Origin of the sequence: Caballeronia sp. S22 (assembly GCF_964261745.1) — a bacterium.
GTDB lineage: Bacteria > Pseudomonadota > Gammaproteobacteria > Burkholderiales > Burkholderiaceae > Caballeronia > Caballeronia jiangsuensis.
Genome location: NZ_OZ180035.1, coordinates 455,962 through 469,831 on the forward strand (window position 1 = coordinate 455,962; position 13,870 = coordinate 469,831).

Annotated in this window: 19 protein-coding genes; all 19 read left to right on the forward strand. The window is 62.3% G+C overall.

Annotated features, from left to right (window positions below):
• Positions 1-178: 178 nt before the first annotated feature.
• The 19 genes from ACEN42_RS02195 to tatC all read left to right on the forward strand — a co-directional run bounded on the left by ACEN42_RS02195 (position 179) and on the right by tatC (position 13,802).
• The gene (locus tag ACEN42_RS02195) at positions 179-1,105 is read left to right on the forward strand and encodes an ABC transporter ATP-binding protein (RefSeq protein WP_187609295.1); all 927 of its coding nucleotides are present in this window, start codon (positions 179-181) and stop codon (positions 1,103-1,105) included.
• On the forward strand, positions 1,102-1,857 hold the full coding sequence (locus tag ACEN42_RS02200; protein ID WP_035506654.1) for an ABC transporter permease: 756 nt from the start codon (positions 1,102-1,104) through the stop codon (positions 1,855-1,857). Before ACEN42_RS02195 ends, ACEN42_RS02200 begins: the two co-directional genes overlap by 4 nt.
• A gap of 15 nt (positions 1,858-1,872) precedes the next feature.
• A complete protein-coding gene (locus tag ACEN42_RS02205) occupies positions 1,873-2,112 on the forward strand; it encodes a BolA family protein (protein WP_035506651.1) in 240 nt (79 codons plus the stop codon).
• Between the two features lie 151 nt (positions 2,113-2,263).
• Positions 2,264-3,535 carry a UDP-N-acetylglucosamine 1-carboxyvinyltransferase gene (gene murA / locus ACEN42_RS02210; RefSeq protein ID WP_187609294.1) on the forward strand — a complete coding sequence of 424 codons (1,272 nt, stop codon included), beginning with the start codon at positions 2,264-2,266 and terminating at the stop codon, positions 3,533-3,535.
• Positions 3,532-4,224: an ATP phosphoribosyltransferase gene (gene hisG, locus ACEN42_RS02215; RefSeq protein ID WP_187609293.1), complete on the forward strand. Its 693-nt coding sequence runs from the start codon at positions 3,532-3,534 to the stop codon at positions 4,222-4,224. Before murA ends, hisG begins: the two co-directional genes overlap by 4 nt.
• Positions 4,225-4,270: 46 nt before the next feature.
• Positions 4,271-5,593 carry a histidinol dehydrogenase gene (gene hisD, locus ACEN42_RS02220; protein WP_238217180.1) on the forward strand — a complete coding sequence of 441 codons (1,323 nt, stop codon included), beginning with the start codon at positions 4,271-4,273 and terminating at the stop codon, positions 5,591-5,593.
• A gap of 73 nt (positions 5,594-5,666) precedes the next feature.
• Entirely contained in the window at positions 5,667-6,740 is a 1,074-nt protein-coding gene (gene hisC, locus ACEN42_RS02225) for a histidinol-phosphate transaminase (protein WP_371880530.1), read from the forward strand.
• A gap of 31 nt (positions 6,741-6,771) precedes the next feature.
• A complete protein-coding gene (gene hisB, locus ACEN42_RS02230; RefSeq protein ID WP_035506636.1) occupies positions 6,772-7,359 on the forward strand; it encodes an imidazoleglycerol-phosphate dehydratase HisB in 588 nt (195 codons plus the stop codon).
• A gap of 38 nt (positions 7,360-7,397) precedes the next feature.
• Positions 7,398-8,018: a MarC family protein gene (locus ACEN42_RS02235; RefSeq protein ID WP_035506633.1), complete on the forward strand. Its 621-nt coding sequence runs from the start codon at positions 7,398-7,400 to the stop codon at positions 8,016-8,018.
• The gene (hisH, locus tag ACEN42_RS02240; RefSeq protein WP_075583928.1) at positions 8,015-8,656 is read left to right on the forward strand and encodes an imidazole glycerol phosphate synthase subunit HisH; all 642 of its coding nucleotides are present in this window, start codon (positions 8,015-8,017) and stop codon (positions 8,654-8,656) included. Before ACEN42_RS02235 ends, hisH begins: the two co-directional genes overlap by 4 nt.
• A 152-nt stretch (positions 8,657-8,808) precedes the next feature.
• Positions 8,809-9,561: a 1-(5-phosphoribosyl)-5-[(5-phosphoribosylamino)methylideneamino]imidazole-4-carboxamide isomerase gene (hisA, locus tag ACEN42_RS02245; protein WP_035506628.1), complete on the forward strand. Its 753-nt coding sequence runs from the start codon at positions 8,809-8,811 to the stop codon at positions 9,559-9,561.
• Between the two features lie 78 nt (positions 9,562-9,639).
• Positions 9,640-10,413, forward strand: a complete 774-nt coding sequence (hisF, locus tag ACEN42_RS02250) for an imidazole glycerol phosphate synthase subunit HisF (RefSeq protein WP_371880531.1) — start codon at positions 9,640-9,642, stop codon at positions 10,411-10,413.
• Positions 10,414-10,428: 15 nt separating this feature from the next.
• Positions 10,429-10,821 (forward strand): phosphoribosyl-AMP cyclohydrolase, encoded by a 393-nt coding sequence (hisI, locus tag ACEN42_RS02255; RefSeq protein WP_371881049.1) that lies wholly within the window; start codon positions 10,429-10,431, stop codon positions 10,819-10,821.
• Entirely contained in the window at positions 10,818-11,186 is a 369-nt protein-coding gene (locus tag ACEN42_RS02260) for a phosphoribosyl-ATP diphosphatase (RefSeq protein ID WP_035506620.1), read from the forward strand. Before hisI ends, ACEN42_RS02260 begins: the two co-directional genes overlap by 4 nt.
• Before the next feature lie 34 nt (positions 11,187-11,220).
• Complete coding sequence (locus tag ACEN42_RS02265) at positions 11,221-11,613, forward strand: DUF4870 family protein (RefSeq protein ID WP_371880532.1); 393 nt, start codon at positions 11,221-11,223, stop codon at positions 11,611-11,613.
• A 45-nt stretch (positions 11,614-11,658) separates the two neighbouring features.
• Positions 11,659-12,021, forward strand: coding sequence for a histidine triad nucleotide-binding protein (locus ACEN42_RS02270; protein ID WP_035506769.1), 363 nt, complete (start codon positions 11,659-11,661; stop codon positions 12,019-12,021).
• Between the two features lie 156 nt (positions 12,022-12,177).
• Positions 12,178-12,414, forward strand: a complete 237-nt coding sequence (gene tatA, locus ACEN42_RS02275; protein WP_035506614.1) for a Sec-independent protein translocase subunit TatA — start codon at positions 12,178-12,180, stop codon at positions 12,412-12,414.
• A 36-nt stretch (positions 12,415-12,450) separates the two neighbouring features.
• Positions 12,451-12,981: a Sec-independent protein translocase protein TatB gene (gene tatB, locus ACEN42_RS02280; RefSeq protein ID WP_371880533.1), complete on the forward strand. Its 531-nt coding sequence runs from the start codon at positions 12,451-12,453 to the stop codon at positions 12,979-12,981.
• A 44-nt stretch (positions 12,982-13,025) separates the two neighbouring features.
• On the forward strand, positions 13,026-13,802 hold the full coding sequence (tatC, locus tag ACEN42_RS02285) for a twin-arginine translocase subunit TatC (RefSeq protein WP_035506608.1): 777 nt from the start codon (positions 13,026-13,028) through the stop codon (positions 13,800-13,802).
• Positions 13,803-13,870: the final 68 nt, after the last annotated feature.

The window sequence follows — 13,870 nt, forward strand, 5'->3', positions numbered from 1 at the left end:
CAGCACGCTTCGCTGCCGCAATCAGGATCGCTCCGAAGTCGGCTCCAGCCGCTTTGCCCTATAATCAAACGTTTTTTTCGGGCCTCAACCCGGCCCTTTTTGGTCCGAGCCCGGGTCCGTCAAGCGAAAAAATCCGCACATTTGAGGCGCGGCCGTGCGCGGCGCGCGCACTGTCTACATGTCAGCCATAGAAATCCGAAACGTCAGGAAGCGCTACAAGGATCTCCAGGCGCTTAAAGGCGTGAGCCTCACGGTGGAAGAGGGCGAGTTCTTCGGCTTGCTCGGCCCCAACGGCGCGGGCAAAACCACGTTGATCAGCATTCTGGCCGGCCTGGCGCGCGCCGATAGCGGCACGATCTCCGTGCGCGGCCACGATGTCGTCAGCGACTTCCGGGCGGCGCGGCGCGCACTCGGCGTCGTGCCGCAGGAACTCGTGTTCGATCCGTTCTTCACCGTGCGCGAGTCGCTCCGGATCCAGTCGGGCTACTTCGGCTTGCGCAACAACGACGACTGGATCGACGAGGTCATGGCCAATCTCGATCTCACCGAAAAAGCCGACGTCAACACGCGCGCGCTGTCGGGCGGGATGAAGCGTCGCGTGCTCGTCGCGCAGGCGCTCGTGCATCGTCCGCCCGTGATCGTGCTCGATGAGCCCACCGCCGGCGTCGATGTTGAATTGCGTCAGACGCTCTGGAAGTTCATCTCGCGCCTGAATCGCGAAGGTCACACGATCGTGCTGACGACGCACTATCTCGAAGAAGCCGAATCGCTGTGTCACCGGCTCGCGATGCTTCGTCGCGGTGAAGTCGTCGCGCTCGAGCGCACGAGCACGCTGCTGCAGCGTTTCTCGGGCATGCAGTTGTATCTGCGCCTGTCCAACGGCGCGTTGCCAGCCGACTTGCGCGCGCTCGAAGTCGATCCGCACGCGGTGTCGGGCGCGCAGCATTTGCTGCGCCTCGCGAGCTACGACGACGTCGAGCCGATTCTCGCGAAATGCCGTGCGGCAGGCTGCACGTTCGATGAAATCGACGTGCGCAAGGCCGATCTGGAAGACGTGTTCGTGCAGGTGATGAACGAGCCGGAAGTGGTCGAGGGGCTTTCATGAGCGGTTTCCAGACGTTGTTCTACAAGGAGCTGCTGCGCTTCTGGAAGGTTTCGTTTCAGACCGTGCTCGCGCCGGTCGTCACGGCGCTGCTGTATCTGACCATCTTCGGTCACGCGTTGTCGGGACACGTGCAGGTGTATCCGGGCGTCGGCTACACGAGCTTTCTCGTGCCCGGCCTCGTGATGATGAGCGTGCTGCAGAACGCGTTCGCGAACAGTTCGTCGTCGCTGATCCAGTCGAAGATCACCGGCAATCTCGTATTCGTGCTGCTGCCGCCGATCGCGCATTGGGAAATGTTCTTTGCGTACGTGCTGGCGTCGGTCGTGCGCGGGCTGTGCGTGGGCTTCGGCGTGTTCATCGTGACGATATGGTTCATCCCGATGTCTTTTTCCGCACCGTTCTACATCATTGCGTTCGCGATCCTCGGTTCGGGCATTCTCGGCACGCTGGGTCTGATCGCGGGCATCTGGGCCGACAAGTTCGATCAGCTGGCCGCGTTCCAGAACTTCCTGATCATGCCGCTCACGTTTCTTTCCGGCGTGTTCTACTCGACACATACGCTGCCGCCCCTGTGGCGCGCGGTGTCGCATCTGAATCCGTTCTTCTACATGATCGACGGCTTTCGTTACGGCTTCTTCGGCCTGTCCGACGTGAATCCGCTGGTGAGTCTCGGCATCGTCGGCGGATTCCTGGCCGTGCTGGCGCTGATCGCCGTGCGTTTGCTCGCGAGCGGCTACAAGCTGCGTCACTAATTCAAGGAGACTTCCATGTTGCCGACTCCGGAGCAAGTGAAGGACTACATCGCTGGCGGCTTGTCCTGCCAGCATCTCGAAGTGGAAGGCGACGGCCAGCACTTTTTCGCGACCATCGTGAGCGATGCGTTCGTCGGCAAGCGGCTGATCGCGCGTCATCAACTGGTTTATGCGGCGCTCGGCGAGCGCATGCGCGAGGAGATTCATGCGCTGAGCATGAAGACCCTCACCCCCGACGAGTGGAAATCGGCCTGAGTCCACCCGGCGAAGCCAATCAGGTCACACGACTCAATTCATGTAACACCGGCATCACCGGCAGACAAAGGCAGTAAGAGTGCGATTCATTCAAGATAACCGCGGCGCCGAAAACGGCTCCGCAGCAGGAAGCTCGGTCGAAGGACAAGCAATGGATAAATTGGTCATCACGGGGGGCGCGAAGCTCTCTGGCGAAATCACCGTATCGGGCGCGAAGAACGCGGCTTTGCCCATTCTTTGCGCAAGTCTTCTCACCGCCGACGACGTCCATCTGTCGAACGTGCCGAATCTTCAGGACGTGCGCACGATGGTCAAGCTGCTGCGCCAGATGGGCGTGCAGTCCGAAGTGTCCGGCGACGGCCGCGTGAGCCTCAATGCATCGAAGGTCGACAAGCTGATCGCGCCGTACGAAATGGTCAAGACGATGCGCGCGTCGATTCTCGTGCTCGGGCCGCTCGTCGCGCGCTTCGGCGAGGCGAAGGTGTCGCTGCCCGGCGGCTGCGCGATCGGCGCGCGTCCGGTCGATCAGCACATCAAGGGTCTGCAGGCGATGGGCGCCGAGATCAATATCGAGCACGGCTTCATCGAAGCGCGCGCGAAGCGTCTGAAGGGCGCGCGCATCATCACCGACATGATCACCGTTACCGGCACCGAAAACCTGCTGATGGCGGCGGTGCTGGCCGAAGGCGAGACGGTCATCGAGAACGCCGCGCGCGAACCCGAAGTGAGCGACCTCGCGCATCTGCTCGTGAAGATGGGCGCGAAGATCGACGGCATCGGCACCGATCGTCTGGTGATTCAGGGCGTCGAGAAGCTGCACGGCGCAAAGCACGACGTCGTGCCGGATCGCATCGAGGCCGGCACGTTCCTGTGCGCGGTCGCGGCGGCGGGCGGCGATGTCACGCTGCGTCGCGTGAGCTCGCATCTGCTCGACGCCGTGACGGCCAAGCTGCGCGAAGCCGGCGTCAGCATCGAGGAAGGCGACGACTGGATGCGCGTGCGCATGGACAAGCGCGCCGGTGCGGTGAATATCCGCACGTCCGAATATCCCGCGTTCCCGACCGATATGCAGGCGCAGTTCATGGCGCTCAACACGATCGCGAACGGCACGTCGCAAGTGGTCGAGACGATCTTCGAGAACCGCTTCATGCACGTGCAGGAGCTGAACCGTCTCGGCGCGCACATCACGATCGATGGCAACACGGCGCTCATCAGCGGCGTCGAGAAACTTTCCGGCGCAAAGGTCATGGCAACCGATCTGCGCGCGTCCGCGAGTCTCGTGATCGCGGCGATGTGCGCGGACGGCGAAACGCTGATCGATCGCATCTACCATCTGGATCGCGGCTACGACCGCATGGAATCGAAACTGACGGCAGTCGGCGCGAACGTGCGCCGCATCAAGGGCAGCGGGAGCGAGCAATGAGCTCGCTGCCGCAGACGTCGTCGTCGGTGGAGCCGAGCGCGCCCCTCACGCTCGCGCTGTCCAAAGGGCGTATCTTCGAGGAAACGCTGCCGTTGCTCGCCGCCGCCGGCGTGCAGGTGGCCGAAGATCCGGAGAGCTCGCGCAAGCTGATCCTGCCGACCACGAACCCGAACCTGCGCGTGATCATCGTGCGCGCGACCGATGTGCCGACCTACGTCGAATACGGCGCGGCGGACTTTGGCGTCGCGGGCAAAGACGTGCTGATCGAGCACGGCGGCAGCGGCCTGTATCAACCGATCGATCTGGACATCGCGCGTTGCCGGATGTCGGTGGCCGTGAAGGCGGGCTTCGATTACGCGAGCGCGGTGCGCCAGGGCGCGCGTCTGCGCGTCGCGACGAAGTACACCGAGACCGCGCGTCAGCATTTCGCGGCGAAGGGCGTCCACGTCGATCTGATCAAGCTGTACGGTTCGATGGAACTCGCGCCGCTCGTCGGGCTCGCGGATGCGATCGTCGATCTGGTCAGCTCGGGCGGCACGCTGCGAGCGAACAATCTCGTCGAAGTCGAAGAGATCATGCAGATTTCGTCGCGCCTCGTCGTGAACCAGGCGGCGCTCAAGCTGAAGCGCGCGGCGCTCAAGCCGTACCTCGACGCGTTCGAGCGCGCCACGGCCGCAATAGGAAATTAGGCGAGCCGCACGCCGCGGCGCGCCACCAGCAAAACGGAAAACCAGCATGTCTATCAAGATTCGCAAACTCGATTCACGCACCGATGGTTTTCACAAGGCGTTGCGTGCGGTTCTCGCATTCGAAGCGAGCGAGGATGAGGCAATCGAGCGCTCGGTCGCGCAGATTCTCGCGGATGTGAAGGCGCGCGGCGATCAGGCCGTGCTCGAATACACCAACAAGTTCGATCGCCTGAAGGCGGACAGCGTCGCGGCGCTCGAATTGCCGCTGTCCGAAATGGAAGCCGCGCTCGAAGGTCTCGAGCCGAAGCGCCGCGCGGCGCTGGAAGCGGCGGCAGCGCGCGTGCGCGGTTATCACGAGAAGCAGCGCATCGAGTGCGGCAGCCATAGCTGGCAATACACCGAAGCCGACGGCACCGTGCTCGGCCAGAAAGTCATGCCGCTCGATCGCGCGGGCATCTATGTTCCGGGCGGCAAGGCGGCGTATCCGTCGTCGGTGCTGATGAACGCGATTCCGGCGCGCGTCGCGGGCGTGAAGGAAATCGTGATGGTCGTGCCGACGCCCGACGGCGTGAAAAATCCGCTCGTGCTCGCGGCGGCACTACTCGGCGGCGTGGATCGCGTGTTCACGATCGGCGGCGCGCAGGCGGTCGGCGCGCTCGCGTACGGCACTCAAAGCGTGCCTGCGGTGGACAAGATCTGCGGTCCGGGCAACGCGTATGTCGCGTCGGCGAAGCGTCGCGTGTTCGGAACCGTTGGCATCGACATGATCGCGGGGCCGTCCGAGATTCTTGTCATCTGCGACGCCACCACCGATCCCCGCTGGGTCGCGATGGACCTCTTCTCGCAAGCCGAGCACGACGAACTCGCGCAATCCATCCTGCTGTGCCCGGACGACAACTTCATCCAGCGTGTCGAGGATGCGATCGTCGAACTGCTTCCGTCGATGCCGCGCCGCGACGTCATTCAGCGTTCGCTCGAAGATCGCGGCGCGCTCATCAAGGTGAAGGACATGGCCGAAGCGTGCGCGATCGCGAACGACATCGCGCCGGAGCACCTCGAAATTTCCGCGCTCGATCCGCATCAGTGGGCCGCGCAAATTCACAATGCCGGCGCGATGTTCCTCGGCCGCTACACGAGCGAAAGTCTCGGCGATTACTGCGCCGGTCCGAACCACGTGCTGCCGACGTCGCGCACCGCGCGCTTCTCGTCGCCGCTCGGCGTGTACGATTTCATGAAGCGTTCGAGCGTGATCGAAGTGAGCGCGGACGGCGCCCAGACGCTCGGCGAGATCGCGGCGGAGCTGGCGTACGGCGAAGGCCTGCAGGCGCACGCGCGCAGTGCGGAATACCGGATGAAAAACGTCGGCTGAAATCGAGCCGGCCCGAATGAACGAGGCGGCCTGAGAGCCGCCGCCTGACCGGCGAGAGACACGCCGGGAAAACATGACCACAGCACAAGACATCATTCGTCCCGACATCCTCGCGATGACGAGCTATCCCGTGCCCGATGCCACGGGCCTGATCAAGCTCGACGCGATGGAAAATCCCTACAGCCTGCCCGCCGATCTCGCCGAACGTCTCGGCGCGCATCTCGCGGGCGTCGCGCTCAATCGCTATCCGGCTCCGCGGCCCGTGGATTTGCTCGCGAAGATCAAGCGCACGATGAAGGTGCCCGACGCATGCGACGTGCTGCTCGGCAACGGCTCGGACGAACTGATCAGCATGATGTCGGTCGCGTGTTCGAAGCCGGGCGCGAAGGTCGTCGCACCTGTGCCGGGCTTCGTGATGTACGAAATGTCGGCGAAGTTCGCGCATCTGGAGTTCATCGGCGTGCCGCTCAAGCCGGACTTCACGCTCGACGCCGACGCGCTGATCGCCGCCATCGACGAACACGAGCCCGCGCTCGTGTATCTCGCGTATCCGAACAACCCGACCGGCACGCTCTACGAAGACGCCGACATGGAGCGCGTGATCGCCGCGGCGAAGAAGAGTCTCGTCGTGATCGACGAGGCGTATCAACCCTTCGCCGGGAAAAGCTGGATGCCGCGCGCGGCGGAGTTCGATAACGTCGTCGTGATGCGGACCGTCTCGAAGCTCGGGCTCGCGGGCATCCGCCTCGGTTACATGGCGGGCCGTCCTTCGTGGATCACGCAGTTCGACAAGGTGCGCCCGCCGTACAACATCAACGTGCTGACGCAGGCGACCGCCGATTTTCTGCTCGATCACCTCGACGTGCTCGACGCCCAGGCCGCCGATCTGCGCGCGCAACGCGCCGCGCTCGTGCGGGAAGTCGCCGCGCTGCCCGGCATGACGGTCTTTCCGAGCGCGGGCAATTTCCTGCTCGTGCGCGTGCCGGACGCCGCCGTTGCTTTCGAAACCCTTCTGACTTCACGGGTTTTGATAAAAAACGTGGGTAAAATGCACCCATTGCTGACCAATTGCGTGCGTTTGACGGTCGGGACGGCCGAAGAAAACGCACACATGGTCGCGGCGCTGAAAAAGCTCGCACCGAACTGAACCCCACTTTCGAAAGTCTCAAGGAATCACCATGCGCATTGCGGAAGTCGTTCGCAACACCAGCGAAACGCAGATCCGTGTGAAGCTCGATCTGGACGGCACCGGCAAGCAAAAGCTCGCCACCGGCGTCCCGTTCCTCGATCACATGCTCGACCAGATCGCCCGTCACGGGCTCATCGATCTCGACATCGAAGCGCATGGAGACCTCCATATCGACGATCACCATACTGTCGAAGACACCGGCATCACGTTGGGGCAGGCGGTCGCGAAGGCCATCGGCGATCGCAAGGGCATTCGCCGCTACGGTCATTCGTACGTGCCGCTCGACGAGGCGCTGTCGCGCGTCGTGATCGATTTTTCCGGCCGTCCGGGTCTCGAATTCCACGTGCCGTTCACGCGCGCGCGCATCGGCACGTTCGACGTCGACCTCACCATCGAATTCTTCCGCGGCTTCGTGAATCACGCGGGCGTCACGCTGCATATCGACAACCTGCGCGGCATCAATGCGCATCATCAGGTCGAGACCGTGTTCAAGGCGTTCGGCCGCGCGCTGCGCATGGCCGTCGAAATGGACGAACGCGCGGCGGGGCAGATTCCGTCGACCAAGGGCAGTCTCTGATCGACTCACGCTGATTCGGCGCGCGCGTCGACAACAAGATGGATCTGTTCAAGTCGTTCATATCGTTGCTCGCGCTGATCAATCCGGTCGGCGCGATACCGTTTTTCCTGAGCCTGACCGCGCAGCAATCCGACATCGAAAAGCGCAACACGATTCGCGTCGCGTCGATTTCCGTGTTTTGCGTGATCGCGGTGACGGCGCTGCTCGGGCAGCAGATCATCGCGTTCTTCGGCATTTCGGTCGGATCGTTCGAAGTGGGCGGCGGCATCATCATGTTGCTCATGGCGATCAGCATGTTGAACGCGCAGGTGGGCAACGCGCGCTCGACGGCCGAAGAACGCATGGAAGCCGAGGAACGCAACAACGTCGCGGTGGTGCCGCTCGCGATACCGCTGCTCACCGGCCCGGGTTCGATCAGCACGGTGATCGTCTATGCTGCCAATGCGCAGCACTGGTACGACCGCTTCGGGCTCGTCGTGCTGGGCGCGATCATCGCGGGGCTGTGTTTCGGCGCATTGAATCTCGCCGAGCCGATCGCGCGCTGGGTCGGGCGCACGGGAATCAACATTGGCACGCGTCTCATGGGTTTGATGTTGTCCGCATTGGCGGTGGAATTCATCGTCAACGGGTTGAAGGCCTTGATGCCATCTTTGAAATGAATACTTCGATTGCGATTGTTGATTACGGAATGGGCAACCTGCGCTCGGTCTACCAGGCGCTGAAAAAGGCTGCACCCGAAGCGAACGTGGCGATCGTCGATCAGCCGCAAGGCATCCATGCGGCGGATCGGGTCGTGCTGCCGGGACAGGGCGCGATGCGCGACTGCATGGCGCATCTGGCCGAATCCGGCCTGCAGGAAGCGGTGATGCAGGCGGCGCGCGAAAAGCCCATGCTCGGCGTGTGCGTCGGCGAGCAAATGCTCTTCGACTGGAGCGAGGAAGGCGATACGAAGGGCCTCGGCCTCTTGCCCGGCAAGGTCGTGCGTTTCCAGCTCGACGGCCTGTTGCAGGACGACGGCTCGCGCTTCAAGGTGCCGCAGATGGGCTGGAACCGCGTTCGTCAGACGCAGGCGCACCCGATCTGGGACGGCGTCGCGGACGGCGCGTTCTTTTACTTCGTGCACAGCTACTACGTGGTGCCGGACAATCCGGCTCACACGTCCGGCGAAACCATGTACGGCAGCGCATTTACGTCGGCGGTTGCGCGCGACAATATCTTCGCGACCCAATTCCACCCTGAAAAGAGCGCGGATGCCGGTTTGCGCCTGTACCGGAATTTCGTGCACTGGAACCCGTGAAAGGGCTCGCGCGCTAGCGTTTTCGCCTATTACTACGGGCCCATGACCGTTGCAAGACTTGTACTACACTAGCGAGACGGCTCGCGGCGCAGGCACGAAAGACCGCACGTGCGCCGTTTTGATCAACTCTACCCAGAAAATACGCGATACCTATGCTGCTCATTCCGGCCATCGATCTTAAGGACGGTCAGTGCGTGCGCCTCAAACAAGGCGATATGGACCAGGCGACCATTTTTTCAGAAGATCCTGCAGCGATGGCCCGACATTGGGTCGATCGCGGCGCCCGTCGGCTGCATCTGGTCGATCTGAACGGCGCGTTCGCCGGCAAGCCGAGAAACGGCGACGCGATCCGCGCGATCCTCGACGAGGTCGGCAGCGAGATTCCCGTGCAACTGGGCGGGGGCATTCGCCATCTGGAGACCATCGAGCGTTATCTGGACGACGGCCTGTCGTACATCATCATCGGCACGGCGGCGGTGAAGAATCCGGGCTTTCTGCAGGACGCGTGCAGCGCGTTCGGGGGGCACATCATCGTCGGGCTGGACGCGAAGGACGGCAAGGTCGCCACGGACGGCTGGAGCAAGCTCACGGGCCACGAGGTCGTCGATCTCGGCCGCAAGTTCGAGGACTACGGCTGCGAATCGATCATTTACACGGATATCGGCCGGGACGGGATGCTCCAGGGCATCAACATCGACGCGACCGTGCGCCTCGCGCAGGCGGTGAAGATTCCGGTGATCGCGAGCGGCGGACTGTCGAGCATCGCCGATATCGAATCGCTCTGCGAGGTCGAGAGCGAGGGCATCGAAGGTGTGATCTGCGGTCGCGCGATCTATTCCGGCGATCTCGATTTCAAGGCGGCGCAAACGCGCGCCGACGCGCTGCGCGAAGCCGACGGCGCCTGAAGACGCCTGAGCGCGAGCACATCTGAGCAGCACACCGGGCGGCCGCGACGCCGCCCTTACTTCGTAAGTGGCAAGAACATGGCTCTCGCAAAACGCATCATTCCCTGTCTGGACGTAACCGCCGGTCGCGTCGTCAAGGGCGTCAATTTCGTCGAACTGCGCGACGCGGGCGATCCCGTCGAAATCGCGCGTCGTTACGACGATCAAGGCGCCGACGAACTCACGTTTCTCGACATCACCGCAACGTCCGACCAACGCGATCTGATTCTGCCGATCATCGAGTCGGTGGCGTCGCAGGTGTTCATTCCGCTGACCGTCGGCGGCGGCGTGCGCGCGGTCGAGGACGTGCGGCGTCTGCTCAACGCGGGTGCGGACAAGATCAGCATGAATTCGTCGGCGGTCGCGAATCCTCAGCTCGTGCGCGACGCGTCGGACAAGCACGGTTCGCAGTGCATCGTCGTCGCGATCGACGCCAAGCGCGTGTCGGCCGAGGGCGAGACGCCGCGCTGGGAAGTGTTCACGCACGGCGGCCGCAAGGCGACGGGCATCGACGCGATCGAGTGGGCGCGCAAGATGGCCGAGTACGGCGCGGGCGAAATTCTTCTGACCAGCATGGATCGCGACGGCACCAAGGCCGGCTTCGATCTCGCGTTGACGCGCGCCGTATCGGACGCGGTGCCGGTGCCGGTGATCGCCTCGGGCGGCGTCGGAACGTTGCAGCATCTCGCGGACGGCATCGTCGAAGGTCATGCGGACGCGGTGCTTGCCGCGAGCATCTTTCACTACGGCGAGCACACCGTCGCCGAGGCGAAGCGCTTCATGGCCGATCACGGCATTTCGGTGAGGACGTGAGCGGTGAGCGATCAAATGACCTGGCTCGACAAGGTGAAGTGGGACGCGAACGGCCTCGTGCCGGTGATCGCGCAGGAAGCTTCGACCAACGAGGTGCTGATGTTCGCGTGGATGAATCGCGAGGCGCTCGCGAAGACGATCGAACTGAAGCGCGCGGTGTACTTCTCGCGCTCGCGTCAGCGGCTGTGGTTCAAGGGCGAAGAATCGGGTCACGTGCAGCACGTCCACGACGTGCGCCTCGATTGCGACGAAGACGTCGTGCTCCTCAAGGTCGAGCAGGTGTCGGGCATCGCGTGCCACACCGGCCGCCATTCCTGTTTTTTCCAGAAATTCGAAGGCACGGCGGAAAGCGGCGAGTGGGTCGCCGTCGAGCCGGTCCTGAAAGACCCAGAAAGCATCTACAAATGACGCAAGCCAATACGCTGGACACGCTGCTGCGCCTCGCCGCCGTCATCGACAGTCGCAAGGGCGGCGATCCGGAACAATCCTACGTTTCCCGACTCTTTCACAAGGGTGACGATGCGGTCCTGAAGAAGATCGGCGAGGAAGCGACGGAAGTCGTGCTCGCCGCGAAGGACGCGCGTCATGGCGGCGCGCCGAAAGCGCTCGTTAGTGAAGTCGCCGATTTGTGGTTTCATTGTCTCGTGATGCTGTCGCATTTCGACCTGAGTCCCGCCGACGTGGTCGCCGAACTGGAGCGTCGCGAAGGTTTGTCGGGGATCGAGGAGAAGGCGCTGCGCAAGTCGCGCGAGCGCGAGCAAAGCGGCAGCTGACGAGCATCTCGCTTTCAAGCGAAGGAGGGCAAGCATGAACCGGCAGTACGAACCCTATCCGCCGCCTGTCGTTCAGAACTCGGATGACCCTGAGCGTCTGCGCAACATTCGCACGTTCACGCATGTTCTGTATGCGTTGTATGCCTTCTATTGGCTGACCGGCGGGCTCACGGGCCTGGTCGCGATCATCCTCAACTACATCAAGCGAAGCGACGCCGCCGGTACGCAGTATGAGGATCACTTTACCTGGCAGATCCGCACGTTCTGGTGGGCGGTGCTGGGTCACCTGATTGGTTTCGCGACGATCTGGATCGGCATCGGCTTCCTGATTCTCGCCGCGGTCAGCATCTGGACGCTTTATCGCATCATCAAAGGCTGGTTGTATCTCTACGAGAACAAGACGATCGAACCGCGTGCGTGGTTCTGATTCTGCTTTGATCAAGCAGGCCAGCATAGGGAGAACGGGACATACATGAGTCAAGACAACTGCATTTTCTGCAAGATCGCTACTGGCCAATTGCCGAGCACGAAGGTCTATGAAGATGAGGAGTTTGTCGCCTTCAACGACATCAATCCGGCGGCGCCGGTGCATGTGCTGGTGATCCCGCGCAAGCATATTGAAACACTTTCCCACTGCACAGAAAGTGACAGTCCGCTGCTTGGTAGAATGGTGAGTCTCGTCGGACGTTTGGCGAAAGATCTGGGTGTCTCTTACACGGGAGGCGACACCGGTTTTCGCACGGTAATTAATACCGGGCCGGGCGGCGGGCAGGAGGTGTATCACATCCACGCGCATTTGTTGGCCGGCGAGCGCCCGTGGCGCCGAATGGGGTAATGCGGCACTCTACGTCTGCTTTCTCCTTTCCAATGAAATATTGGGCGAGCAAAATCGATAGTTGAAGTTGAGGCGGACAGCCTCGGCTAAGGTCGCAAGGCCAGTCTTCCGTCCTCGGTACCCAATTCGGGGCGGAATCACGGAGAGTTTTCATTCATGGGTTCGTTAAGCATTTGGCATTGGTTGATCGTTCTGCTGATCGTGGCGCTGGTGTTCGGCACCAAGAAACTGCGCAATATCGGCGGCGATCTGGGCGGCGCGGTCAAGGGTTTCAAGGAAGGCATGCGCGAAGGCGAGACGCCGGCAAATTCGACCGATCAGCGCGAGCTGCCGCGTAACGGCGCCGTGGACGTCGAGGCGAAGGACAAGTCCCGTTCGGGCGACTATCGCTAATCCGTCCGCCGACGGTAACCCTCCACTTTTCGTTCAATGCTCGATCTCGGTCTGACCAAAATGGCGGTCATCGGCGTCGTGGCGCTGGTGGTCCTCGGGCCGGAGCGCCTGCCCGGCGTCGCTCGCACGGCGGGGGCGCTGTTCGGGCGCGCGCAGCGCTATATCAACGACGTCAAGTCGGAAGTCTCGCGCGAGATGGAACTCGATGAGCTGAAGAAAATGCGCACCGAGTTCGAAACCGCGGCGTCGAATGTCGAATCGACGATTCACGACACGCTGCGTCGCCATGAATCCGAACTGAACGATGCCTGGAAAGAGGGCACGTCGGTCGCACCGAGCATTGCGGGCAGCGCGGGCGAATCGTCGGACAGCGCCGCGTCGGACAAGCCCTGGGCAAGCACGTCTTCATCGACGTCGACCAGGCGCAAGAACTGGCGCGTGAAGCAGGCCGCGATTCCCAACTGGTACAAGCGCACGACTTCTCGTCGCACGCGGGTCCAATCGGGCGCGGCGCGCGTCGCTCGTCATACGCCCGCCACCCTGCGCCGGCAGACGAAGTTCTTCTGAGCGAGCCGCGATTCCTTCATCGATGATTTCTACCGAGGGCCGGCGTGAGCGACCCGCAACACATTAAAGAAGAGCCCGTCGAAGAGACGTTCATTTCGCATCTGGTCGAATTGCGCGATCGCATCATTCGCGCGGGCGCTTCGGTCATCGTCGTATTCATCGCGCTGGTGTACTGGGCGCCGGACATCTTCAAGCTGCTTGCCCGTCCGCTGATGCAGAACCTGCCAGCCGACGGCAAGATGATCGTCACCGATGTCACCGGTTCGTTCTTCGTGCCGATGAAGGTGACGATGCTCGTCGCCTTCGTGATCGCGCTGCCGATCGTGCTGTATCAGGTCTGGGCCTTTGTCGCGCCGGGTTTGTATCAGCATGAGAAGAAGCTCATCGGGCCGCTCGTATTCAGCAGCTACGCGCTTTTTCTGTGCGGCATGGCGTTCGCGTACTTCGTCGTCTTCCCGACGATTTTCCGCGTGATGGCGCACTACAACGCGCCGCTGGGCGCGGAAATGACGACGGATATCGACAACTACCTGAGCTTCGTGCTGACGATGTTCATCGCGTTCGGGGTGACATTCGAAGTTCCGATCGTCGTCGTGCTTCTCGCGCGCATGGGCGTCGTATCGATCCAGAAACTCAAGCAAATCCGTCCGTACGTGATCGTCGGCGCGTTCGTCATTTCGGCAGTCGTTACGCCGCCTGACGTTTTCTCGCAGCTGATTCTCGCGATTCCGCTCATCATTCTTTATGAGGCGGGCATCATCGCGGCGCGGCTGGTAGTCGGCAAGGAACAGGTCAAGAACGAGGAGCCGGCGGCGGAGTAAGTGCGGCGTATTGTCGCAGCGGGAGTCGGCGTAGCGGAAACAAAAAAGGCAGCTTCGAGTGATCGAAG

What these genes read in the sequence shown, in the direction of transcription:
- ACEN42_RS02195 (WP_187609295.1), top strand. Translation starts at nt 179, where the DNA reads ATGTCAGCCATAGAAATCCGAAACGTCAGGAAGCGCTACAAGGATCTC.
- ACEN42_RS02200 (WP_035506654.1), top strand. Translation starts at nt 1,102, where the DNA reads ATGAGCGGTTTCCAGACGTTGTTCTACAAGGAGCTGCTGCGCTTCTGG.
- ACEN42_RS02205 (WP_035506651.1), top strand. Translation starts at nt 1,873, where the DNA reads ATGTTGCCGACTCCGGAGCAAGTGAAGGACTACATCGCTGGCGGCTTG.
- murA (WP_187609294.1), top strand. Translation starts at nt 2,264, where the DNA reads ATGGATAAATTGGTCATCACGGGGGGCGCGAAGCTCTCTGGCGAAATC.
- hisG (WP_187609293.1), top strand. Translation starts at nt 3,532, where the DNA reads ATGAGCTCGCTGCCGCAGACGTCGTCGTCGGTGGAGCCGAGCGCGCCC.
- hisD (WP_238217180.1), top strand. Translation starts at nt 4,271, where the DNA reads ATGTCTATCAAGATTCGCAAACTCGATTCACGCACCGATGGTTTTCAC.
- hisC (WP_371880530.1), top strand. Translation starts at nt 5,667, where the DNA reads ATGACCACAGCACAAGACATCATTCGTCCCGACATCCTCGCGATGACG.
- hisB (WP_035506636.1), top strand. Translation starts at nt 6,772, where the DNA reads ATGCGCATTGCGGAAGTCGTTCGCAACACCAGCGAAACGCAGATCCGT.
- ACEN42_RS02235 (WP_035506633.1), top strand. Translation starts at nt 7,398, where the DNA reads ATGGATCTGTTCAAGTCGTTCATATCGTTGCTCGCGCTGATCAATCCG.
- hisH (WP_075583928.1), top strand. Translation starts at nt 8,015, where the DNA reads ATGAATACTTCGATTGCGATTGTTGATTACGGAATGGGCAACCTGCGC.
- hisA (WP_035506628.1), top strand. Translation starts at nt 8,809, where the DNA reads ATGCTGCTCATTCCGGCCATCGATCTTAAGGACGGTCAGTGCGTGCGC.
- hisF (WP_371880531.1), top strand. Translation starts at nt 9,640, where the DNA reads ATGGCTCTCGCAAAACGCATCATTCCCTGTCTGGACGTAACCGCCGGT.
- hisI (WP_371881049.1), top strand. Translation starts at nt 10,429, where the DNA reads ATGACCTGGCTCGACAAGGTGAAGTGGGACGCGAACGGCCTCGTGCCG.
- ACEN42_RS02260 (WP_035506620.1), top strand. Translation starts at nt 10,818, where the DNA reads ATGACGCAAGCCAATACGCTGGACACGCTGCTGCGCCTCGCCGCCGTC.
- ACEN42_RS02265 (WP_371880532.1), top strand. Translation starts at nt 11,221, where the DNA reads ATGAACCGGCAGTACGAACCCTATCCGCCGCCTGTCGTTCAGAACTCG.
- ACEN42_RS02270 (WP_035506769.1), top strand. Translation starts at nt 11,659, where the DNA reads ATGAGTCAAGACAACTGCATTTTCTGCAAGATCGCTACTGGCCAATTG.
- tatA (WP_035506614.1), top strand. Translation starts at nt 12,178, where the DNA reads ATGGGTTCGTTAAGCATTTGGCATTGGTTGATCGTTCTGCTGATCGTG.
- tatB (WP_371880533.1), top strand. Translation starts at nt 12,451, where the DNA reads ATGCTCGATCTCGGTCTGACCAAAATGGCGGTCATCGGCGTCGTGGCG.